Origin of the sequence: Roseateles sp., assembly GCF_965262435.1 — a bacterium.
In the GTDB taxonomy this organism is placed as follows: Bacteria; Pseudomonadota; Gammaproteobacteria; order Burkholderiales; family Burkholderiaceae_C; genus Paucibacter_A.
In genome coordinates this window covers 730,145-751,954 of record NZ_OZ253537.1, presented here as the reverse complement: position 1 = coordinate 751,954, position 21,810 = coordinate 730,145, and the positions used below count along the sequence as shown (strand labels likewise).

Below are 21,810 nucleotides of genomic sequence, written 5' to 3'. Positions count from 1 at the left end.
GTCACCAGCGTCAACAAAATAGGGATGCGCATAAGAAATGAATCCTTTCGTTTGAATAGACCTTCACCAAAACACGTCAGCCGCAAGTAGCAGCGATGCCAACCCAAGCATTCAAAGCCGAATGCTGAAACCCTCGCCCTCATCGCTGTCGCTCTTGATCCAACCAAAGGAAGCAGCAATCAAGAAAACAGGGTGATCCACTTCCAGAGCCCATCGGATTCGAAGATTGCTTCCCTGCGAGCAATATGGACGCAAGTCCTGAACACCTTGCTTGATCGCACCTCGATCGAGTCACCGTCCTTGAGCTTTGAGTACGTAGAGTAAGCAACCGAGCAAGACGAAAGGACGCCCCCGCTGAGGTGGAGCTTGTAGCTGGTATCCGCCCACATGCTGTCTGTAGTTGGCGTGGAGCGGTGAGCCGTCTGCGTTTGGCTCGTGTGCTGTTCCACCAACAGGTTCTCAATGCGTGTCGGGAGTGCGACGTCGGCGACCAGGGCTGAGCCCAAAAGGAAAAAATGCAGCGGCCGAGAAACTTGAGCAATTGATGTCTCCGGTGAAACAGCTCGCTTGTGCGGCGCGCTAGTTGCCGCATCCCACCGCGACTGCGGCATAACGTCAAACGGCCTCGGAAGTCTAAGCGATGGATTTGAAATGGGATTGACGCGGGCAACGCTGCCCAATCTCCGCCTTTGTGCCTTGCAAGCGCATCACCTGTGCGCAAGCTCTTTCGCGGATGCGCAAGTTCCTAGTTCCCATGCATGATCAAGCTCCAGCCAGCAAAGCCAAGCCCGCCATGCCCCAGCTCCGCCTCGTTCCTTCCTCTCCATCCCGCCCCCCGCTCGCTCAGCGCCTCCAATCCGCCTTGGCTCGCTTGCAAGCCGAGGCGCGCCCCGAGCAGCTGGCCGGCATGGCGCGCTTCGGGCTGACCGGGGCTAGCCGCCTGGGTCTGGCCGTGCCCACCTTGCGCGCGCTTGGCAAGGAGTTGGGTCGCGACCATGAGCTGGCGCTGGCGCTCTGGGACAGCGGCATTCCGGATGCGCAAATCCTCGCCTCCTTGCTGGCCGATCCGGGGCGTCTGAGCGCGGCCGAGATGGACCACTGGGCCCAGGGCATGCAAGCCTGGGATGTCTGCGACCAGGCCTGCCTCAATGCCTTTCGGCGCACGCCGCTGGCCTGGGGGCGCATCGAAGCCTGGGCGGGGGCCGAGCCGGAGTTCGTCAAGCGGGCGGCGTTTTCGCTGCTGGCGGTGCTGGCCGTGCATGGCAAGGTCTACGCGGATGCAGCCTTCGCCGCCCAGTTCCCCTTGATCGAAGCCGCTGCGGCCGACCCGCGCAATTTCGTCAAGAAGTCGGTCAGCTGGGCGCTGCGCCAGATCGGCAAGCGCGACCCGGTGCTGCGAGCACAGGCCCTGACGGTGGCCAATCGACTGCGCGAGCGCCCCGAGCCCAGCGCGCGCTGGATCGGCTCCGACGCCTGGCGCGAGCTGAATGCCGTCCGCAACACTACTCCCACCGCCTGAACTCGCCCCTTCACCCGTTCACCCGTTCACTCCCCCTACACCCGAGATCACCCCCATGACCGTCGAACAACGCCTGGCCGAGTTGGGCCTGGAACTGCCCCCCTGCAGCGCGCCCGCCGGCAGCTATGCCGCCGCGCTGCGCAGCGGCTCCTTGCTGTTTCTGTCGGGCAAGGCACCGTCGCCGGTCGACGGGGTTTTGCCCCGGGGGAAGCTCGGGCGCGAGTTCAGCGCCGAGCAGGGCTATGCCTTCGCGCGCTCGGCCGCGTTGGAGCTGATCGCGGCGCTGCGGGCCGAGCTGGGCTCGCTCGACGAGGTGGCCCAGTGCGTCGAGCTGCAGGGTTCGCTCAACACCGTGCCCGAGTTCGAGGCCCATGCCGAAGTGCTGGACGGGGCGTCCGATCTTTTGCTGGAGCTGTTCGGCCCGGCTTGTGGCCGCCATGTGCGCTCGGTGGTGGGCGTGTGTTCCTTGCGCAAGGGGGTGCCGCTGACGCTCAAGGCCACGGTCGAGCTTCGCCCAAACCTGGGTGGCAAGACCTGACCCCGCGGCGCGCCACGGGGCAGAGGTGCGATCCGCAGCGAATTGGCCGGGGTTTTCCCATGTCCTAGGGGGGACAAGCTCGGCCCCAGGCGATACCCTCGCAGCAGACCCGTCGCCGCAGCGCCTTGCCCTTGAGGCGTGGCCCTCGGTGCTGTTTTTTGACGAAAAAAGTGGAGTGCCCCCATGAAGAACACGTTTGCCGCTGCTGCCGCCATGCCCAGCCGCCTCGCCATCACCGCCCTGGCCGCCGCTGGTGTGTTCTTGGGCAGCGTCGGCAGCGCCTTGGCCATGCCCACGCTGCTGGTGGACCGCGGCCTGCCCACGGCCAACCTGAACAGCCCGGCCGGCAGCCCGCGCAGCAACACGGCCGTCAATGTCGGTGCGCCGCGCGAGTTCGCGGGCGACGACTTCCAGCTGGGCGACAACCTGCTCGGTTGGAACATCAACAAGCTCAGCACCTGGGTGGTGGGCGGCGCCACCGACAGCTTTCTCGGTGACCTCTACAGTTCTTTGGCTTTCTACATCGGCGATGCCGATGGCGATGGCATGCAGCGCCTGGCCTTCTCCAATCTGAGCGCCGGCAGCGACGCCACCCCGGGCAGCGGCCCCAGCATCAGCGCCACCCGCGTGGCCTATGTCGATGGCAGCACCTTTGACAGCCCCGAGGGCCCGCGTGCGCTTTACCGCGTGGACTTCGACAACTTGGGCTTGCACTACGCGTCCAACACCCTGGTGCAGTTCGGCATCGACCTGGAAGGCGGCCTGGGCACGGTGGCCCATGCCAGTAACGCGGCCCTGAGCGGCTTGCCGCAGGCGGGCGCCGACGGTCAGTACCGCCAGTTCAAGCTCAGCGACAGCATTCCCGGCACGGCCGACTTCACCGGCTTTGCCTGCACCGGCCAGGACGCCGGCTGCGTCGGCGGTGCTTTCCGCAGCGATGTCAACGTCCAGGTCTTCGGCAACCGAGTGCCCGAGCCGGCCAGCTGGGCACTCAGCGGCATGGCCTTGCTGGCCCTGGCCGCCACACGCCGCCGCAGCCGCCCGAGCGTCTAAGCGCAAGAACGCCGGCCCGCGCCGGCGCCACGCTTGATCAGCCCGGCGCCGCCCAGCTGACACGCACTTCCAGCCCGCCCAACGCGGCGCTGCTGCCAACGCTGATGCGGGCCCGGTGCGCTTCGGCAATGCGGCGCACGATGGACCAGCCCAGGCCGCTGCCTGGCTGCGCGCTGCCCAGGGCGCGGAAAAAACGTTCTCCCAAACGCGCGAGCTGGGCCTCGTCCAGGCCGGCGCCGCTGTCGGCCAGTTGCAGCTCGACCTGGCCCGCCGCGCCGCGCAGCTGCAGCTCGATGCGGGCGCCGTCGGGGCTGTAACGCAGGGCGTTGTCCAGCAGATTGCGGATCAGCACGGCCAGCAGGGCCGGGTTGCCCGGCACCGTGCAAGGGCCGCTGCAGTCCAGGCTCAGGTCCTGGCCGCGCTGCAGCGCCGTCGGCGCCAGCTCGGCCGCCACCTCGCGGGCCAGCAGGGCCAAGTCGACCGGCTGGCCCGGCAGCAGGCACTGCCCTTCATGCTCCAGCCGCGCCAGGGTGAGCAGCTGCTCGACCAGGCGGCTGGCGCGCTCGCAGCCTTGCAGCGTGGCCTGCAGGGCGGCTGTTTGGCCCGCACTGTCCTGCTGGCGCAGGGCGCCCTGGGCCACTTGCGCCTGGGCGCGGATGGCGGCAATCGGGGTGCGCAGCTCATGGGCGGCGTCGGCGGTGAAGCGGCGCTCGGCCGCCATCATGGCCTGGCTGCGCTGCAGCAGCTGATTCAGGGCCAGCAGCAAGCCTTCCATCTCGCTGGGCGTGTCGCGCAGCTGCACGGGCTCCAGCGCGTCCGGCGCGCGCTGCGCCAGCGTGCGGCTCAGTTCGCGCAGCGGCCGGGTGCCGCGGCGCACCGCCCACCAGACCGTGGCCGCCAGCAAGGGCAGGGCCAGCAGCAGGGCGCCGAAAGCCCCGCGCAGCAAGGCCATCAGGATTTCGCCACGCGAGCGCTGCTGCTCGGCCACATAGACCTGCACATCGCGTTCGGCACCATGGCTGGCAAACACCCGCCAGGTCTCACCGGCGATCTGCACCGAGCGCAGGCCGGTGCGAAAGCCCTGCTCCTCGCCCACCATGGGCTGCAGTGGCGCATTGCGCGAGCGCAGGCTCAGCCGGCCTTCGTGGAAGACCTGGAAGGCCACGCGCGGCGCGTAGCGGTGCAGCTCGGGCGCGGCCTCTTCCTGCGCGGCCTCGCCCTCGCCATCGCTCTCGTCATCGTCGCTCTCATGCCCCAGCAGCCGCGGCTGCTGCGCCACCAGCAGGGCCGCCGCCTGGGCCAGGTGGGCATCCAGCAGCTCGTCGAGTTCATGGCGTGCGTCGAACCAGACCGTGACGCTGGCGGCCGCCCAGATCAGCAGCACCAGGCTCAGCACCAAGGCCAGCAGGCGGGCTTGCAGCGAGCGCGGCGGCAGCCTGTGCAGCGTCTTCATGCGCTGGGCCCGCTTCGCATCAATACATAACCGACACCGCGCACGGTTTGAATCAGGCCAGCGCCGAGCTTCTTGCGCAGGTGGTGGACATGCACTTCGACGGCATTGCTCTCCACCTCCTGGCCCCAGCCGTAGAGCTGCTGCTCCAGCTGCTCGCGCGAGAGCACGCGGCCGGCGCTCAGCATCAGGGCATGCAGCAGGTCGAATTCGCGCGTCGACAACGGCACCGGTTCGCCGGCGCGGCTGACCGTGCGCGCGCCCGGGTCCAGGCAGACGTCCTGCGCCTGCAGCAGCTCCTGGGCCTGGCCATGGGCGCGCCGCACCAGGGCGCGCAGGCGGGCACCGAGCTCGAACAGGTCAACCGGCTTGAGCACATAGTCGTCAGCGCCCAGGTCCAGGCCGCGGATGCGATCGGGCACGGCATCGCGGGCCGTCAGCACCAGCACCGGCACTTTGACGCCGGCCGCGCGCAGCTCGCTCAGCACCTCGAAGCCATCGCGCAGCGGCAGGCCCAGGTCGAGCACGGCGGCGGCGTAGGCCTCGCTGCGCAGTTCGCGGCTGGCGGCCAGGCCGTCGCGCACCCAGTCGACCTGGAAACCCTGCTGGCCCAGGCCGGCGCGCAGGCCGTCGCCAAGCAGGGGGTCGTCTTCGGCAAGAAGGATGCGCATGGGGCTATTTTGCGGCCGTGCTGCGGGCGTCCTCAGTCATCGTCCGAATCGTGGCCCGCGCGTTCTTTGCGCAGGCTGCTGCCGTGGGTGTTGCCGTCCGGGCTGGCGCTGGGCGCTTGCTGCCACTGCCAGGCCCAGAAAGCCAGCACCAGGGCGACGATGGCCAAGCCCAGGGGCAGCAGATTGCGCTGCACCAGGTCCGGGCCGCGCCCGGGGGTCTTGCCGCTGATCATGGGCAGGGCCATGTTCTGGCGCCGCAGCAGGCTGACCCCCAGCACCAGGCCCAGGTGGGCCAGCACCAGCAGCAGCACGAGATTGCCCGTCAGCTCATGGGCTTCTTCCATCACATCTTCCAGCAGCGTGCCCCACCATTCCTGCTCCAGCACCACGCCGCTGAAAGCACTCAGCAGCACGGTGGCCAGCATGGCGACGATCAGCAAGGCATTGAGGGCCTGGAAGCTGGCCTGCACCTGCCCCTTGCCCTCCAGCCAGGCGCGAGCCTGCTGGGGCAGGGCGCGCAGCTTGCCCGTCCAGACCGAGGCGCGCACGCGCCGCGGCCCGACGAGGGCCCAGAGCAGGCGGGCCAGCACCAGGCCCAGGGCGGTATAGCCGAGGGTGATGTGAACCAGATGCCAGCGCTCGCTCTCGGCCGTCAGGTAGGCGCCGCTGAAGCTCAGGGCCAGCAGCCAGTGCAGCACGCGGGTCGGCGCGTCGATGACACGGCGCTGCGGAGCCGGCGTGCCAGCCGGTGTGCTCTCACTTGGGAATGCGGATGCGGTGTTCATTGAAATCTCCTTGCTCGGCGCCGCCATGGCAGGCGGCACAGTTGGCGGCGCTCTTGATGGAGGCGCGCTTCCAGGTGGCGGCGGGCACCTCGTCGTGCTCGCGGATGAACCAGGCGCTGCGGGTGATGCGGTCTTCCGGCGGTGCCTCCCGAGCGCGCTTGCCGTTACCGGCATGGGCCGTCAGCCACTGGCTCAGCTGGGCCACCGTGGCCGGGTCCAGCGAGGCGTCGCTGCCGTAGTGTTTGGCCAGGTTCTGGCTGATGCGCTGCCAGGAGGCCGCCGGCAGCAGGCCCGGCGGGTAGGCGATGTGGCAGGCCGCGCATTCCTGCTGGTAGGCCGGCAGCAGCGGCACGCTCAGGTGCCGGCCTTCGTCGGCCGGGCTCAGCGCTGGCGCCAGGGCCAGGCAAAGAAAAAGAAAGCGGGTCTTCATGGGTGGGCCTCCGGGCTCAGGGCTTCAGCGTCATCAGCCAGGCCAGCACATCGGCCTTCTCGCCGGCGCTGCACTCGCGTTCCAACACGTCCTTGCAATTGCGGCGGAACCACTTCTCCACCTTGGCCGGCTCGCTGAAGCGGCGTGGGTTGAAGGCCGGGGCCAGGGCGCCGATCTCCTTGCCGGTGCCGGCATGCTTGCCCGCCTGGGTGGGCAGAGCCTGGTGGCAGGAAGCGCAGCTCCACTCGCCGCCATGGCGCTGGGTGAAAAAAGCCTGGCCGCGGCGGGCATCGGCCGGCGCGCGGGCGGCGGCCACATAGCCGTCCAGCAATTCGGCCGGCGTGGCGGCCCGGGCGGGCACAGGCAGGCTCAGCGCCAAAGCCAGTGCCGGCAGGCTGAAAACGGCGGCGGGCCAGAGGCGGCTTGCTTGGGGATTCGGAGCGTGGGACATGGTGCATTCCTCGTTCAATGCATCCATGCTGCTCGCCCAGGCTTAGCGCTTTCTTAAGCGGCGCGGTAAAGCCGAGCGCGGCGCTCTCCTACATGCCTGTGTCACGGCTCTGGCCATACTCTGTCACCATGAATGCACCCCAAGCAGCCGCAACGGACGACGTGGAAAAAACCGACAGCCAGGACGCCGGCCTGAGCCCGGCCGAGGCTGCCCGCTTGCTGGCCCAAGACGGGCCCAATGAGCTGAGCCCGCCCAAGCACCGCACGGTCTGGCACATCCTGGCCGAGCTGATCCGCGAGCCCATGCTGCAGCTCTTGCTGGCGGCCGGCGCCATCTACCTGCTGCTGGGCAACCGCGGCGAGGCGCTGATGCTGCTGGCTTTTGTGTTGCTGACGGTGATCATCAGCGTCAGCCAGGAGCAACGCACGGCCAAGGTGCTGGAAGCCCTGCGCGACCTGACCAGCCCGCGCGCCCTGGTGCGGCGAGGCGGGCAGACCTTGCGCATCGCCGGCCGCGAGGTGGTCTGCGGTGACCTGCTGCTGCTGGAAGAAGGCGACCGGGTGGCGGCCGATGCAGAGCTGCTCAGCAGCCATGACCTGCAGACCGACGAGTCTCTGCTCAGCGGCGAATCGGTGGCGGTGGAGAAGCGGCTGGGCGGCACGGCCGAGCAGGCGCGCGTGGTCGGTGGCTCCCTGGTCGTCAGCGGCCAGGGCTGGGCGCGCGTGACGGCCACCGGCCCGCGCAGCGAGATCGGCCGCATCGGCAGCTCGCTGGCCGAGATCGAGATCCTGCCCACGCCGCTGAACCAGCAGACACGCCGCCTGGTGCGCCTGTTCTCCATCCTGGGCCTCAGTTTGAGCGTGCTGGTGCTCTTGCTCTTCGGCCTCTTGCGCGGCGACTGGCTGGGCGGTGTGCTGGCCGGCATCACCCTGGCCATGTCCATGCTGCCGCAGGAGTTCCTGCTGATCCTGACCGTCTTCATGGCCATGGGCGCCTGGCGCCTGTCCAAGCAGCGCGTGCTGGCGCGGCGCGCCGCCACCATCGAGACCCTGGGCGCGGCCACCGTGCTGTGCAGCGACAAGACCGGCACTCTGACCGTCAACGAGATGGCCGTGGCCGAACTGGCCCGCCTCGGCGAGAGCCCGGTCCGCTGGGTCAGCGCCCAGGGCCAGCCGGTGCCCGAGGCTTTGTTGGACCTGCTCGAAGTGGCCCTGCTGGCCAGCGAAATCGCGCCCGTCGATGCCATGGAACGGGCCCTGCATGGCCTGGCCGAAGGCCAGCTGCCGGCCGCACGCCGCCATGCCGGCTGGACCCTGGCCCACGAGTACGGGCTCAGCCCCGAGCTGCCGGCCATGGGCCATGTCTGGCAGGGCGCGGGCATCGCCGGTTCGCGCCTGGCCGTGAAGGGCGCGGCCGAGGCGGTGGCGGCGCTGTGCGGCCTCAGCGAGGCGCAGCGCGCGCAGGTGGCGGCCGAGACGCAGGCCATGGCCGAGCGCGGCCTGCGCGTGCTGGGCGTGGCGCAGGCTGACACCTCTTTGCAGGCCGCCCCGTGGCCCGCCGGCCTGCAGGACTTCGAGCTGCAGTTCCTGGGCCTGCTGGCTTTTGCCGACCCGCTGCGCCCTGAGGTGCCCGAGGCGATTGCCCAGTGCCGCGCCGCCGGCCTGCGCGTCATCATGATCACCGGCGACCACCCGGCCACGGCGCGCGCCATCGCAGCCCAGGCCGGCCTGAACACCGAGCAGGCGCCCATCACCGGCGCCGAGCTGGCGGAAATGTCCGACACCGAGCTGAGCCAGCGCCTGGCCCAAGCCAGCGTGTTCGCCCGCATCAAGCCGGAGCAGAAGCTGCGCATCGTCGAGGCCTTGCAAGCCCAGGGCGAGGTGGTGGCCATGACGGGCGACGGCGTCAATGACGCGCCCTCGCTGAAGGCCGCCCATATCGGCATCGCCATGGGCGGCCGCGGCACCGATGTGGCCCGCGAAGCGTCGAGCCTGGTGCTGCTGGACGACCAGTTCTCGGCCATCGTCGGCGCGGTGCGCCTGGGCCGGCGCATCTACGACAACCTGCACAAGGCCATGGCCTTCGTGCTGGCCGTCCATGTGCCGATTGCCGGCCTGTCCGTGCTGCCTTTGCTGTTCGGCTGGCCACTGCTGCTGTCCCCGGTGCACATCGCCTTTCTGGAGCTGCTGATCGACCCGGTCTGCTCCATCGTCTTCGAGGCCGAGGAAGAGGAGGCCGATGTCATGACGCGGCCGCCGCGCGACCCGGCCGCGCCGCTGTTCTCGGGCCGGCTGATCGCCTGGAGCGTGGCCCAAGGCGGGCTGATCCTGGCGGTGGTGGGCGGCTTGTACGCATTTCTCTTGCAGCGCGGCCTGGACGAGGCGGCCTTGCGCGCCACCGCTTTCGTTGCCCTGGTCAGCTGCAATATCGCCCTGATCCTGGCCAGCCGCAGCCTGGGCGGGCGCTGGCGCGAGGCCCTGTTGCGCCCCAACCGCGTGCTGTGGCAGGTGCTGGCTGCCACCGGTGCGCTGCTGGCCGCCGTGTTCTGGCTGGCACCGCTGCGCGAGGTCTTCCGCTTCGGAGCGCTGAGCCCGCAGTTGCTGGGCCTGGGCCTGGGCACGGGCGTGGTGATGCTGGTGCTGCTGCTGAGCTTGCGGCGCTGGAGTGGTGCACGCGCCTGAGCCGCCGGCCTGACCCTGTGATAGCCTTTCCCCTGTCGGATGAGTTCTCCGTGGGAGGGGTAGACCATGACGATGGAGCGCAGATATTTCCACCCGCGGGCGCTGTTCGCGGTGGCTGTGCCCGTCTTGCTGGCTCTGCTGCCCGGCGCGGCTTCGGCGGCCGAAGTTCGCATGGCCTTCGGCGAGAAGATCCCGCCCTTTTGCTTCCCAAAGACCGACAGCGGCATCGAGCTGGAGGTGATCCGCGGTGCTCTGGCCTACAAAGGGCACCAGCTCAAGCCGCAGTACTTTCCCTTTGCCCGCATCCCGGTGTCCTTCCGCGACGGCACGGTCGATGCGGTCATGACCGACCTCGGTCAGGACCTGAGCCCCGCCGGCGGCCACTACGCCGACCCAGCCGTGACTTACGACAACGTCTTCATCACCCTGAGTCGGCGCCAGCTCAAAATCAGCACTCCCGCCGACCTGAAGGGGCTGAGCGTGGTGTCCTTTGCCGGTGCGATCAAGCGTTATTCCGAGTGGTTGGGGCCGGTGCGTCGCGCCGGGCTTTACACCGAGATCAACGACCAGTCGGTGCAGGTCAAGACCCTGATGCTGGGCCGCTACGACGTGGTGCTCAGCGACCGCAATATCTTCAAGTACTTCAGCCTGCAGCTCAAGCAAGAAGGCTTTGCAGACTTGCAGCCCGTGGACGAAACCGCCTTCGTCAAGCTGAACCCGCAGGATTACCGCCCAGTCTTCCGCGACCCGCGCATCCGCGATGACTTCAACCTGGGCCTCAAGCAGCTCAAAGACTCGGGGCGTTTTCAGGCGATTTACGACAAGTACCTGAAAGACTGAGTGCCTGAGCGATTGCGCCGGCTGGGAAGTTCAGCGTGTCGCCATCCTCCGGCACCCAGACCCGATCCTCCAGCCCGCGCGCCCGCGCCAATTCGCGCACCATTGCCCGCGTGCCGGGGCAATGGTCCAGTGCCTCCAGATGGTTGGCGACGATTTGCGTGCCCGGGCACAGCGCGGCGGCCTCGATCAGCTCCTCGGGCGTCAGCAGGATCTCGGCGCCCAGGTCGAAGCGGGCGCCGCCGGCCGGCAGCACCGCCACATCGGGGCGCAGCTCGCTCAGGCAGTAACGCAGCGGCTCGCACATCACCGTGTCGCCAGCCAGGTAGACGCTGGGTTCGCCGTCCACCTCGATCAGATAGCCGTGGCCATGCTCCATCAGCAGGCCGGCGATGCCGCGGCCATGCACGCAGGGAATCGGCGTGATGAAGGCGCCGCTGAGTTGCGCGGGCAGCAGAGGCTGGCGGCCCGGGCCTTGCAGGGCCTGCACCTGCAGGCCGCGCTGGCGCAAGTAGTCGGCATCGCGCGGCATGGCCAGCACGGGCACGGCGGCTTCGCGCAGCCAGCGCTTGCCGGCGCGGTCCAGATGGTCGAAATGGCCTCGCTGGCAATGCGTGATCAGGCCGTGGCTGACGCGGCCCAGCAGGGCTTCGCTGCCGGGCGGCAGGGGCACCAGCGGATTGCGGCGTCGCTGGCCGCCGAAGTAGCGCAGGGCGGGCAGGGCGCCGGCTTCGGCCAGCATGGGGTCGACCAGGAACGTGATGTCCTGACCCTGGCTGTGGAACTCGAGCACGACGGTGGCATTGCGGAGCTGGGTGATCTTCATGGCGGACCGGTGTGAGAGGGGATGGCGCCATTGTTGAAAGTTCAACCCGCCCGCAAAATGGCTGAATCGGAAATTAAATTAGCCATTCATGCCATCTTCAATTCGCCGCACGGCCGCAGGCCCGCCCTTCACCCTGGGCCTGCTGCTGTTCGAGGGCTGCATGCCGGCCGGCTTGTTCGCCGTGGCCGACTTGCTGCGCGCGGCCAATCTGCGCGCCGGCCGGGAGTTGATGCGCTGGCGCTGGTTGACGGTGGATGGCCGGCCGGTGAATGGAGGCGAGGGCGGGCCAGCGCTGACACCGGCGGGCGCCTTGGTCGACAGCGCGGATGAGCTTGATGCCCTGCTGCTGCCCGGCCTGTGGGTCAGTTCCCTGGAAGGCTTGCAACAGACCCTGCAGGCCCGCCGTGCCGAGATCGCCGCCCTGCGCGCTTTGCCCGCCCATTGCGCGCTCTGGAGCTATTGCGCCGGCGTGCCCTTGCTCGCCGCCAGCGGCCGGCTGCAGGGCCGAGCGGCCACGGCCACCTGGTGGCTGGCGCCGCAGCTTCAGGCCTTGTTCCCTCAGGTGGCCTGGCAGTTCGACGAGGCCCTGGTGGACAGCGACAGCACGGTCACCGCGGCCGGTGCCAACGGCTACCTGGCCCTGATGCTGGACCAGCTGGCGCGCCGCATGGAGATTGAGAGTCTGCGCGAGGTGCAAGAGGTCTTGATGCTGCCCCAGCCGCGCCAGCGCCACCCGGCCTTTGCCGCGGTCAGCTTGATGGCGCTGCGCGAACCCTGGCTGCGCGAGCTGCTGCTCTGGGCCCAGCGCACCCCGGCCGTGGCGCTGACCGTGCCGGCCGCAGCAGCAGCGCTGAAGTTGTCACCGCGCACCCTGAGCCGCCATGTGCAAGCCGCCACCGGCCTGCCCGCCGCCAGCTGGCTGCGCCGCGTCAAACTGCGCCAGGTGGCCGAGCGCCTCTCGCGTGGCCCCGAGCCCCTGAAGCGCCTGGCCGAAGACCTGGGCTTCAGCACCGAGGCCGCCTTGCACCGCATGTTCAAGCAGACCACGGGGCTGACGCCGCAGGGCTATCGGGCGCAGTATCGGCAGGGTGGGTAGCCCGAGCCAAACGGCCATGGTGTCCTGCCTTGGAGAGGTAGGTGCAATCGAGGGCCCTCGCTTGAGAAAGAGGGGTTTGCTGGCCTCCGGGCATGGACTGTCAGGTGTCGGGTTCCGCTAGGATCTGCCGCACAGCGTTCGCATCGGGCGGTGGGTAATTTCGGCCAAGGCCGCCGGCATCAGGAGCTTGTGTTTGAGATATCAATCGATGGATGCCGGGCGCAGTGCACTGGACTTGGATCTGCCGGCACCACCGGCGGCGCTCGCGCAGATGGCGGCGCTGTTGGCGCGGCCGACCTGCGACCTCGCCACCTTGAGTGAGTTGATCGAGTCCGACATGGCGCTGGCCTCGGCCCTGCTCAGAACGGTCAACTCGGCGTTGTTCAAGCTGTCAGGCCGAATCCAGACGGTGCGCGAAGCGATCAACTACCTTGGCTTTCGGCAGGTGGGCGGCATCACCTTGCAGCATGGCCTGCGTGCCGCGTTCCCGCAGGTTCCTGAGTTGGACCTTCTTTGGCAACGCGCTGCGGCGCGCGCCGAGTTGATGGGAACCTTGGGCCAGTCCCTTGGTTTTGATGCCTGGGCAGCGCATTCCGCCGGACTGTTCGAAGAGTGCGGCAAGGCCCTGCTGTTTCGCCACGCGCCAGCACGCTATCGCAGCCTGTGGGCCCAAGCATCGAGTGACGACGGCGTGTTGATCGCCTTGGAGCAGCACGCGTTCGGCGCTTCGCACGACATTCTCGGCGCCGCACTGTGCGAGACCTGGGGTTTGCGGCCTTCCGCGGTTCACAGCGTGCGCCACCATGTGGAGTTCCACCGGACGCTGGAACTGCCCGGCCAAGACAGCCATCGGGCCGTCTGCGCTGTGTCTGCTTTGGCGCATCGCATCCTGAGCTGCTCTGCGGATCTCGATCGCTGTGTCGATCGGCTGGCCGAGCAGCTGGCGATCGATCCCGCAAAGATCACAGCGGTGATTCCGGCCCTTGCGGATGGCCGCGCCGCCAGTCCGTGACCGCGGGCGAGGCATTCAATGGTCTTCAGGTCAGGGCTTGCACCCTGGCTTCGAGCAGGCTGCCGATGGGCTCAGGGCGGTGCAGAAGATAGCCTTGCGCATAGTCCACGCCGATGGCCTGCAGGCGATTCAGCACGTCGGTGCTGTCCACGAATTCGGCCACGGTCTTCAGGCCCATCAGCCGGGCGACATCGTTGAAACAGCGCACTGCAGCGTCGTTCAACGGGTCACTGACCAAGGTGCGGATGTACTGTCCGTCGATCTTGAGGTAGTCCACCGGCAAGGCCTTCAGATAGCCGAACGAAGAGGCACCCGCGCCAAAGTCGTCCAGCGAAACCTTCACCCCGGCTGCTCGGACCTGCTCGATGAAGACCGCCGCGTCGGCGAGGTTGGTCACCGCAACGGTTTCGGTGATTTCAAGGCACAGCTTGGAACAGACCGCCGGCCCCAGCTGGGCGAGCAGTTCGTAGGCCCAGGCGTGGAAGGCCCGGTCCCCGACCGATTGCCCTGAAAGGTTGACGCTCAGACTCTCGATGCGCTCGGGCGAAGCCAGGTTTCGCAGCCACTGCGCCGATCGGCTCAGCACCCAACGATCCACCCGCGAGACCAAATGAAAACGTTCGGCCGCTGGCAGGAAGGAGCCAGGCTGAACCAGGGTTCCATCCGCGTTGCGCATGCGCAGCAGGACCTCGGCATGAATGCCTTGCGCCTGCCCCTTCAGGCATTCGATGCGTTGCGCGAACAGCTCGAAACCATCGCCATCCAGCGCGCTCTCGATTCTGGAGGTCCACTGGATCTCGTGGCTCCGGGCGCGCATGGCGGCGTCGCTGTCGAACCAGGCGTGGACACGATTTCGGCCGGCTTCCTTGGCGGCGTAGCACGAGGTGTCCGCGGCCTGCTGGATGGCCGCGGTGCTGGCCCAGCGCTTGTCCACGGGCACGAGGCCGATGCTGGTGCCAATGCGGAAGCGCCGGTCCTCGTGGATGAAGCGGAAATCATTCATGCGGTCGCAGATCTTCTGAGCGACGCGACTCGCCTGCTCCATCGTGCAGTGTTCCAGGATGATCGCGAACTCATCACCGCCGAGGCGAGCCAGGGTGTCGCGAGTGCGCACGGCGTCGGCCAGCAGCTTGCTGACCTGTTGCAGCAGCTGATCGCCGATGGCATGGCCACAGGCATCGTTGACCAGTTTGAACTGATCCAGATCGATGTACATCAGCGCGTGATGGCTGTCGTTCTCTTGTGCATTACGCAGCGTGCGCAGCATGCGCGTCTCAAACTCGGCCCGATTGACCAAGCCGGTCAGAGCGTCGTGGGTGGCGCGGTAGGTCATCTCGCCGCTCAGGCGGCGCTGCTCGCTGACGTCATGGAACACCAGCACGACGCCCAGCATGTCTCCCCGTGCGTTCAGGATGGGGGCGGCAGAGTCTTGGATGCCGTACTCGGTGTTGTCCCGCGAGATCAGGATCGTCTGGTGGGCCAAGCCGACGATGCGGCCTTCGGCCATGCACGCGGCCACCGGGTCAGGCGCGGGTTCGCGGGTCTCTTCATTGACGATCTGAAAGACCTGGAGGACCGGCCGGCCCAGCGCCTCCGAGGACAGCCAGCCCGTCATCCGCTCGGCCACGGGATTGAGCCAGTTGATCAGGCCAGCGGCGTCGGTCGTGATGACCGCGTCGCCAATGGACTCCAAGGTGACCCGCATCAATTCATGCTGTTCCGCCAGCTCTGCGCTGAGGCGCAGCACGACCTCGTCGCGGCGCTTGCGCTCCGTGATGTCAATCTGGATGCCGAACACCCACTCAGGGCTACCGTCGGCCGAGCGCGTGATCAACCGCCCGCGATCCTCGACCCAGATCCAATGGCCCTCGCGGTGGCGAAGTCGCACCTCAGCCACGTAAGCGTCACTGTTGCCATGGAAGTGCTCGCTCAGGAGCTTGCGCGTCTCAGGCAGTTCATCGGGGTGCGCAATGTCGGCGCGGAAGCGATTGGTCACCGCGCCGATCTCTTCGAGGGACCAGCCCAGGATGGCGGCCCAGCGCGAGTTGACGATCAGCTCGCCGGTCTGCACGTTCCATTCCCAGGTGCCGGCGTTCGTGCCTTCGATCAGATTGCGCAGGCGCGCGTGTTCTTTGGCGAGCTCGCGCTCGGCGCGTCGACGCAGCGTCACGTCCTGGACGACGGCCAGACTGCGAACCGGTTGACCCCTTGAATCACGCTCGAGGATGGCTGACAGCAGCACATCGACCGCTTCGCCCGCGCGCGTCAGCATTTGGTAGGGCACGTCGTCACAGCGGCCCGTCTCAAAGAATCTGGGCAGCACCTCTTGGCTGGCGCGCACGCGCGACTCTTCGGCCAGGAAGTCGGAAGACAGCCGCCCGATCACTTCGTCGCGGCGGTAGCCCAGGCAAGCCAGCCATGCATCACTGACGTGCAGCAATCGGCCCTTGGCATCGATCGAATGCAGCATGGCAGGCGTGGTCTCGTACATCGCTTGCAAGCGGTCTTGCGCCAGCTCCAGCGCCAGTTGCTGTTCGCGGCGCTGCGTGATTTCCTGGACGGTCCCGCGCAGGCCGGTGACCTGCCCCGACACGCTGCGAACGGTCTCGCCGCGGGCCTCCACCCAGCCGCCTTGGCCGTTCGGCTGACGGTAGCGAAGCTCCAAGGTGTAGGGCTCGCCGGTCTGCAGCGTGCGCTCCACCTGGGCGCGGAGCCTGGCGTAGTCCGGCTCGGCGTAGAGGCTGGCCTGCTCCGCAAAGCTCGGCGCCGCTGCCTGGGGGTCACAGCCCAGGATGGCATACATCTGCGGGGACCAGACGACCTGGTCGCCGTCCACACGCCAACTCCAACTTCCGGCCTGCCCCAGTCGCTGAGCCTCTTCGAGTGCGAGCTGGGTCGACTTGAGCGCGGTGACATCACCGACCGTCACGAAAAAGCCTCGAACCTCACCGTTGACGAGATCCGGAATGTAGTGAGCCCAGGTGTGCCCAATGCTGCCGTCCGCCTTGGTCAGCTGGCGCTCAAACTGCTGTTCCTGGCCGGCCAGCGCGCCGTTGATGTAGACCGAATTCAAGGCGAACACATGCTCACCGAGCAGCTCTCTCATCGACACGCCCAGCAATTCTTCGGGGCGCCGCCCAAACCAATCCTCATACGCCTTGTTGGCGAAGCGGCAGCGCAGGTCCTTGTCCCAGTAAGCGACCAGCCCTGGAATGGCGTCGGTGATGGCCTTGATGAAGCGCTGGCTGTCGACGAGCGCCCGATTCGACGCTTCCGCCAGATTGCGCTGCTCGACCAGCTCGGCCTCGAAGCGGTGGCGATCGCGCGCGGCAAACAGGGTCCAGTAGTAGGCCGGCTGGCCCAAATGTGAACCCAGCCGGCAGTTCAACAGCACCGGCACGCGCGTGCGCTCAGTGCCGACCAGCTGCAGGTGAATCTCCTGAATGCGCCCATCGCGCAGCAGGGTCGGCCAGATATGGGTCTGCAAGAAGATGCGGCCGGCGGGTGGCAGCAGGTCTTCGATCGACGCGCCGATGCGGCTCTCACGCGAGCCGCCCGCCAGGATCAGAAGCTCAGAGTTGACGTCCAGCACGTGGCCCGTCGCAGCCGTGATCACCACGGCGCACGGCAGCTCGTCCCAAGGCGTCATGGTGAAGGCTTCATGTCAGGCCGCTGAGCCGGCGATGGGAGAAGAAGCCATGTAGTCCCGCATCGCCTCGATCACGAGTGCGGGGTTGCTCATGTGGCAGCAATGGCCCTCCACGTCGAGGATGCGCAAGGTGCTGGCCGGCATGTGGGCGTGCAGATACTCCCCGACGCTCACGGGGGCCAGGTTGTCGCGTCGGTGCTGCAAGAGCAGCGAGGGCCGCGGCACCTTGGGCAAGTCTGCGCGGTTGTCCGCGAAGAAGGTGGCGCGCGCGAATACGCGGGCCACCGCAGGGTCTGTGGAGCAAAAGCTGTCGCTCAGGGTGCTCGCCACTTCGCCCGCTCCGGAGGCGCCGGCGACGACCGGCGCCAGGTACTGGGCCCAGCCCATGTAGTTCTGGTCCATCAGGGTCAGCAAGCCTTCCAGATCTTCGCGCTCGAAGCCACCGAAATAGCCGGGCGGATCGTTCAGGAAGCAAGGCGAGGGGCCCAGCAGAATGAGTTTGTCGAACAGCTCCGGCCGCGCGATCGATGCCAGCATGCCAATGCTGCAACTGACTGAATGCCCCACAAAGGTCACGCCTTCGTGCAGCCCCAGTGCCTCGCAGACCTCGATGACGTCTTGGGCATAGCCACGTAGGTCGGCATATCGCTGGGTGTCAAAGGCCGCACGTTCCGATTGGCCGCTGCCGACGTAATCGAACATCACTTGACGGTGGGTGGCGGCAAAGGCGGGCGTGACGCGGCTCCACATGTCCTGGTTGCAGCCGAAGCCGTGGGCATAGAGCAGCACGGGCCCGGTCTCACCGATGACCTTGACATTGTTTCGCTTCAAGATGTTCATGAAACACTTCCGAGTCAAAAGTGATGGACAAGGGGCACGACCCGCAGTTCCTCGCGCCGCGCCGCAGTTCAAGGCTCAGTTGCCCGGCTGGCTGCACGCAGTTTGAGCGCGATTGTGCACTCGGCGGCTGGCCGCCATCAGGGAAAGAGCATGTCTTTCCCATGCAATTCAAGTCACCACGGGAAGCATGTGCTGGTCACGCGCCAGGGCCGCACGGTTCTCGCTGCGCTCGGGCAGATGGCCCTGTCGCCCGGCCAAGAAACCGGTCGACTTTTGCATGGAGCAGCTTGATCAGTGCCGGATCCATGAACTTGTAGTGGTCCGGGACGTTCAGGCAGATCACACGCTTGCCGAGCAGATAGGGCTTGAAGTCACGGGCCAGTTTGTCTTTGTGGCTGCGTTCCATCACAAAGATCAGGTCCGCCCACTCCAGCAACTCAGGCGTGAGCGGATTGTCCGCGCCATGGTTCAGCCCGGCAGAGCTGGTCTCGACGCCGGGAAGCTCGGAGAAGATCTGCTCGGCCGTGGGGCTGCGCCAGCGGTTCATGCTGCAGATGAAGAGAACGCGCTGCATGGTCTTGACGCCGGCAGCAGTCAGCCCTTGTTCTTCGCCAGGCGCGCCACGAGCTTCATCAGCGTGGGCACGCGCTTCCTGCCGTGCATCGCGCGCAGGCGAGCCTTGGCCGCGCCGATGTCGATGCCCGCACAAGTGACCAGCAGCGGCTGCGTCTCCTCTTCCCGTATCACCTCGAACTGCGCCGTCAGGCCCGGCAGGCGCTTTTTCGAAACGCCGACGATGGGCACGCTGCCGCCCAGGGCGTGAAAGATGTGCTGGCCCAGGCCCGGCGTCTCATCGGCATCCAGATGAACGAAGCCGTCGATCAAGATGAGCTCCGGCGCCAGCTTGTGCTCGCGCAGCAGTTGCATCACGCAGGGCAGCTCGCGCAGGTCCAGCGCTCCCCGGACCGCCGGCTCGACATGGGCGATGTGCGAGAGGTAAGTGCGGGTCGCTTCCGCCGCATCCCAGGCGTCGAAAGCCACGGCAGCAGCCGTCGCTTGTGCGTCTTCGAAATGAACAGCCACGATGAGTTTCATGCGGGATTATGAGTTGCGGTGACTCAGATGCTGGAACCGCTTGGCAGGGCGACCGCGAGGAAGCCGATGGAGCCGATGAAGAGCAAAAGGGCCGAAGAGAACCACAGCTCCAGCCAGGTTCCAATCTTTGCTTTGGGTGCATGACCCGCTCGCTCGATGAGCAGAACCGGCACGGCCTGGCCCAGTGCGGGGCTGGTCTCGGGCGAACTGGTGACGGTGCTTCGAAATTGGGCGCGCTGTCCCGTTGAAAGCTCGACTTCCACGCGGTAATACCGCCGGGTGCGGCCAAACATGCGATAGCACCACTCGCTGACCACGCGCCCCTCCACCCTGCGTGCGCGCCGCACAAACACCAGCTGCCGGAGGACGCCTGCCAGGCCTGCAGACAGCACAGCGATGCTCACCAGGAACAAGATGCCGATGGCAAAGGAGCTCAAGTTCGAGCCTTCAAATACTTGGTGTTGCTCACCGTCGAGCGCGGGCGGCGGACCCAGGCAAGACCCTTCATCAAGCAGCCCGCTCTTTGAGGATTCGCCAGCCGAAACCGGAAAAGGCCAAGCCCGCGGCCAGCCACAGCAGACCTCCCACCCACATCCCCGCGCGGTCGCCGAGCAGTTCTGTGAACAGCAAGCTCAGGCCACAGATGGCTTTGCAGCTGGTGCCGGATGCCTGGACGGGCCGGCCCAGAAGTGAAGCCAGCCCCATCAGGATGCCTGCAGCACCGAGCGTGATGGCAAACCAGGCGAAGAGTTTGGTTTCGCGTTGCATTGGATCGACAGATATCGGGACGGCTGGATGGTTCGAGTCAGGATAGATGTTTAATTAACCAGTTATGCCAGCGTTTGCACATGATGCGACAAGTCATGCCCGGCGCTGTGCGAAGAGTCACCGCATTTATTCACTCGCCAGGCGGCCCACATGCAGTGCCAGCAGCTTGCATGAGGAGCCTGGCTCCGATGAGGCCTGGAACTCATAGCGCGCTCCGCCGCGCGTGATGGCGAGCGCCCAACTTCCCTCGAAGGGGTAGCTCGCAGGCAGCGAGGCCAGCGCCACAGACCGCCGAGCGGACACGCCAGCCGTCTGGCGCGACAGCGGAAGCACCTCGTCGATCGACCCCAGCGGGCGCGCCAACTGCTCCAGAGAACGAGCCAGGCCCACGCTATCTTTCGGCTCGGCGAACATCGCCGCCAGCCCGCTGAAATGGCCTTGCGACACCCGACGCGCGGCCTCCAGCGCGCAGGAGTCGGCCGCATGCGAAGCCCAAGACACCACGGCCATGCCGGTACCTGCAAGTAGCGAACGAATCATGGGTTCTCCCTCGCCTCAACGGGCTTTGCTTTGGGCGCTAGTTTATGAGCGAGCGCGGGGCGGAAGGCTTGAGCCTGAAGGCCTCGACTAGAGCCAATTCCGCGACCAAGGCCTTCCGGAATTGCTCCAAGGCGTCACCATGGCGCCCCAGTTGCTGCAGCACTCCCGCGAAGGCTCCGTGAAACGACGCCATGCCAGCCTCACCGCCCTCAGGCGCCGCAATCGCTCTCGCGTAACGGCCAGCTGGCGGAGGTCCACTCGAGCGCCCTGTTAGACCTCATTCAGCGCACCAGCCAGGACTCGCCAGACACTCCCTCGGCGTAGGGTGACGTTGAAGGACTCGGCAATGCACTCCAAGGTCGTGTCATGGAATGAGAGGATGAAATGCCTGTAAAGATCGAATCGCTCCGGACGATGGTACGGGTGCACAGAGTTCATCCGCTCAAGTGAGCGTAGCCAAGAAGAGTGCTCAACTTCAAAAGCGCCATACGGCTCTAAGCCACGGCTTGCGAGCGGATGACCTGAGAATGCTTCGTCGTTCGGTGGTCCGAACATATGTGCGTGCACCAAAGAGAACGTCACCATGGCACACAGATCATCGGAATCACCTGAAGAAGCTGGTCGAATCTCAGATTGCAGCCAAGCCGATGACAGTCGACTTTCTTCGAGGTAGTAGCAAATACGCAGAGTGTGCTCATCCGCTATCAGCATCGGGCAAGGGGCGCCTACCGATGATTGCGGGAACTCAGAGACTTCTCGCGGACGATCGGCTTCACTGATGGGATACATGAGGTCTAACTTGCTATCTGCCGATCATTAACGAATTTTGCCCAATCTTGGGTCCAGCAAGTCGCGCACGGGCCAGCGTGCCCCTCAATCATCCAAGAATTTCCACGTCTCCGCCCCGTCGAACTTGCGAATTCGCACGGAGGCGATCAAGGCCGGGTCGAAGTTGCCCAGATGAACGCCGTGCTTGCCACCCGGCTCTGCGGAGATTGGCTCCCAGTGCGTCACGCAGCCACAGTGCCGGCAGCGCATGGTGCGCAGGCTCTTGTCACCCTGTACGTAAGCCTGCATGGCATCAGGCGCCGCATCAATCGTCACCGTGCCCCATTCGAAATACACCCAGGGGCCGCCGACGCGTCGGCACAGCGAGCAGTTGCAAGATGTCGCGTTTTCGGGGGTGGATGGCAAGGTGAGCCGAATGGCGCCGCAGTGACAGGAACCGGTGTGCTGCATGCGGGCTTGTCCTCGTGTGAAGTGCGGGAGTTAAGCGGGTAGGCACCGTGCGGCCCTTGCTTTGCGGCTCAGTGGTCGCTCGGCGGCTGAAGCGTCACCGTCAAGCCATACAGCGCCAACAAGCCCAGCATATGCCCCACCGACACCCCGGGCTCCCCCGACTCAATCCGGGCGATGGTCTGCACATGCACGCCGAGGCGGGTGGCCGCGGTGGCCTGGCCTTCGCCGGCGGCGAGCCGGGCCTGCTTCGCGGCCGCGCCGAGGGCGCGGATGGAGGACAGCGCTTGTTCGTCGATGTCCACGGAGATGCGTTTGCCTTGTGCCATGGCG

22 protein-coding genes are annotated in these 21,810 nt (G+C 66.7%); 7 read left to right on the top strand and 15 right to left on the bottom strand.

The annotated features are described in order from the left end of the window. Positions 1 to 862: 862 nt before the first annotated feature. The 3 genes from ACQY39_RS03340 to ACQY39_RS03330 all read left to right on the top strand — a co-directional run bounded on the left by ACQY39_RS03340 (position 863) and on the right by ACQY39_RS03330 (position 3,110). Complete coding sequence (locus ACQY39_RS03340) at positions 863 to 1,519, top strand: DNA alkylation repair protein (protein WP_428503472.1); 657 nt, start codon at positions 863 to 865, stop codon at positions 1,517 to 1,519. 55 nt (positions 1,520 to 1,574) lie between these two features. Continuing rightward, positions 1,575 to 2,057 (top strand): RidA family protein, encoded by a 483-nt coding sequence (locus ACQY39_RS03335; protein WP_428503471.1) that lies wholly within the window; start codon positions 1,575 to 1,577, stop codon positions 2,055 to 2,057. Positions 2,058 to 2,240: 183 nt separating this feature from the next. Next, positions 2,241 to 3,110 carry a PEP-CTERM sorting domain-containing protein gene (locus ACQY39_RS03330; RefSeq protein ID WP_428503470.1) on the top strand — a complete coding sequence of 290 codons (870 nt, stop codon included), beginning with the start codon at positions 2,241 to 2,243 and terminating at the stop codon, positions 3,108 to 3,110. A 37-nt stretch (positions 3,111 to 3,147) separates the two neighbouring features. Here the strand turns inward: ACQY39_RS03330 and ACQY39_RS03325 are convergent, their stop codons facing one another. Genes ACQY39_RS03325 through ACQY39_RS03305 form a run of 5 tightly spaced genes read right to left on the bottom strand, consistent with a single transcriptional unit; the run spans position 3,148 to position 6,897 of the window. Then, positions 3,148 to 4,563 carry an ATP-binding protein gene (locus ACQY39_RS03325; protein WP_428503469.1) on the bottom strand — a complete coding sequence of 472 codons (1,416 nt, stop codon included), beginning with the start codon at positions 4,561 to 4,563 and terminating at the stop codon, positions 3,148 to 3,150. Further along, positions 4,560 to 5,231, bottom strand: coding sequence for a winged helix-turn-helix domain-containing protein (locus ACQY39_RS03320; protein WP_428503468.1), 672 nt, complete (start codon positions 5,229 to 5,231; stop codon positions 4,560 to 4,562). The genes ACQY39_RS03325 and ACQY39_RS03320 overlap by 4 nt, the downstream gene beginning before the upstream one ends. A 32-nt stretch (positions 5,232 to 5,263) precedes the next feature. Further along, entirely contained in the window at positions 5,264 to 6,016 is a 753-nt protein-coding gene (locus tag ACQY39_RS03315; protein WP_428503467.1) for a cytochrome b/b6 domain-containing protein, read from the bottom strand. After that, a complete protein-coding gene (locus ACQY39_RS03310) occupies positions 5,988 to 6,446 on the bottom strand; it encodes a diheme cytochrome c (RefSeq protein WP_428503466.1) in 459 nt (152 codons plus the stop codon). The genes ACQY39_RS03315 and ACQY39_RS03310 overlap by 29 nt, the downstream gene beginning before the upstream one ends. 16 nt (positions 6,447 to 6,462) lie before the next feature. Beyond that, positions 6,463 to 6,897, bottom strand: a complete 435-nt coding sequence (locus ACQY39_RS03305) for a DUF1924 domain-containing protein (RefSeq protein WP_428503465.1) — start codon at positions 6,895 to 6,897, stop codon at positions 6,463 to 6,465. Between the two features lie 128 nt (positions 6,898 to 7,025). Between ACQY39_RS03305 and ACQY39_RS03300 the strand changes: the two genes are divergently transcribed. Together ACQY39_RS03300 and ACQY39_RS03295 are read left to right on the top strand one after the other, a co-directional pair. Next, positions 7,026 to 9,578 (top strand): cation-translocating P-type ATPase, encoded by a 2,553-nt coding sequence (locus ACQY39_RS03300; protein WP_428503464.1) that lies wholly within the window; start codon positions 7,026 to 7,028, stop codon positions 9,576 to 9,578. 66 nt (positions 9,579 to 9,644) lie between these two features. Next, positions 9,645 to 10,418, top strand: a complete 774-nt coding sequence (locus tag ACQY39_RS03295; RefSeq protein WP_428503463.1) for a substrate-binding periplasmic protein — start codon at positions 9,645 to 9,647, stop codon at positions 10,416 to 10,418. Here the strand turns inward: ACQY39_RS03295 and ACQY39_RS03290 are convergent. Beyond that, the gene (locus tag ACQY39_RS03290; RefSeq protein ID WP_428503462.1) at positions 10,366 to 11,241 is read right to left on the bottom strand and encodes an MBL fold metallo-hydrolase; all 876 of its coding nucleotides are present in this window, start codon (positions 11,239 to 11,241) and stop codon (positions 10,366 to 10,368) included. The two genes, ACQY39_RS03295 and ACQY39_RS03290, sit on opposite strands and share 53 nt — an antisense overlap. An 88-nt stretch (positions 11,242 to 11,329) precedes the next feature. Here ACQY39_RS03290 and ACQY39_RS03285 point away from each other — a divergent pair, with 88 nt between their 5' ends. Continuing rightward, positions 11,330 to 12,337 carry a GlxA family transcriptional regulator gene (locus ACQY39_RS03285; RefSeq protein WP_428503461.1) on the top strand — a complete coding sequence of 336 codons (1,008 nt, stop codon included), beginning with the start codon at positions 11,330 to 11,332 and terminating at the stop codon, positions 12,335 to 12,337. Between the two features lie 208 nt (positions 12,338 to 12,545). Continuing rightward, positions 12,546 to 13,349, top strand: coding sequence for an HDOD domain-containing protein (locus tag ACQY39_RS03280; RefSeq protein WP_428503460.1), 804 nt, complete (start codon positions 12,546 to 12,548; stop codon positions 13,347 to 13,349). 25 nt (positions 13,350 to 13,374) lie between these two features. Here the strand turns inward: ACQY39_RS03280 and ACQY39_RS03275 are convergent, their stop codons facing one another. The 9 genes from ACQY39_RS03275 to ACQY39_RS03235 all read right to left on the bottom strand — a co-directional run bounded on the left by ACQY39_RS03275 (position 13,375) and on the right by ACQY39_RS03235 (position 21,806). After that, positions 13,375 to 16,998: a PAS domain S-box protein gene (locus ACQY39_RS03275; RefSeq protein ID WP_428503459.1), complete on the bottom strand. Its 3,624-nt coding sequence runs from the start codon at positions 16,996 to 16,998 to the stop codon at positions 13,375 to 13,377. A gap of 15 nt (positions 16,999 to 17,013) precedes the next feature. Continuing rightward, positions 17,014 to 17,838 (bottom strand): alpha/beta fold hydrolase, encoded by an 825-nt coding sequence (locus tag ACQY39_RS03270; protein ID WP_428503458.1) that lies wholly within the window; start codon positions 17,836 to 17,838, stop codon positions 17,014 to 17,016. 196 nt (positions 17,839 to 18,034) lie between these two features. Further along, positions 18,035 to 18,412: a low molecular weight protein tyrosine phosphatase family protein gene (locus ACQY39_RS03265; protein WP_428503457.1), complete on the bottom strand. Its 378-nt coding sequence runs from the start codon at positions 18,410 to 18,412 to the stop codon at positions 18,035 to 18,037. Between the two features lie 20 nt (positions 18,413 to 18,432). Continuing rightward, the gene (locus tag ACQY39_RS03260; RefSeq protein WP_428503456.1) at positions 18,433 to 18,933 is read right to left on the bottom strand and encodes an endonuclease V; all 501 of its coding nucleotides are present in this window, start codon (positions 18,931 to 18,933) and stop codon (positions 18,433 to 18,435) included. A 23-nt stretch (positions 18,934 to 18,956) separates the two neighbouring features. After that, on the bottom strand, positions 18,957 to 19,370 hold the full coding sequence (locus ACQY39_RS03255) for a hypothetical protein (protein WP_428503455.1): 414 nt from the start codon (positions 19,368 to 19,370) through the stop codon (positions 18,957 to 18,959). Positions 19,371 to 19,440: 70 nt separating this feature from the next. After that, positions 19,441 to 19,701 carry a hypothetical protein gene (locus ACQY39_RS03250; protein ID WP_428503454.1) on the bottom strand — a complete coding sequence of 87 codons (261 nt, stop codon included), beginning with the start codon at positions 19,699 to 19,701 and terminating at the stop codon, positions 19,441 to 19,443. Positions 19,702 to 19,827: 126 nt separating this feature from the next. Then, positions 19,828 to 20,241 (bottom strand): hypothetical protein, encoded by a 414-nt coding sequence (locus ACQY39_RS03245; RefSeq protein ID WP_428503453.1) that lies wholly within the window; start codon positions 20,239 to 20,241, stop codon positions 19,828 to 19,830. 873 nt (positions 20,242 to 21,114) lie between these two features. Next, entirely contained in the window at positions 21,115 to 21,480 is a 366-nt protein-coding gene (locus tag ACQY39_RS03240) for a GFA family protein (RefSeq protein WP_428503452.1), read from the bottom strand. A gap of 68 nt (positions 21,481 to 21,548) precedes the next feature. After that, positions 21,549 to 21,806 carry a helix-turn-helix domain-containing protein gene (locus ACQY39_RS03235; protein ID WP_171826479.1) on the bottom strand — a complete coding sequence of 86 codons (258 nt, stop codon included), beginning with the start codon at positions 21,804 to 21,806 and terminating at the stop codon, positions 21,549 to 21,551. Positions 21,807 to 21,810: the final 4 nt, after the last annotated feature.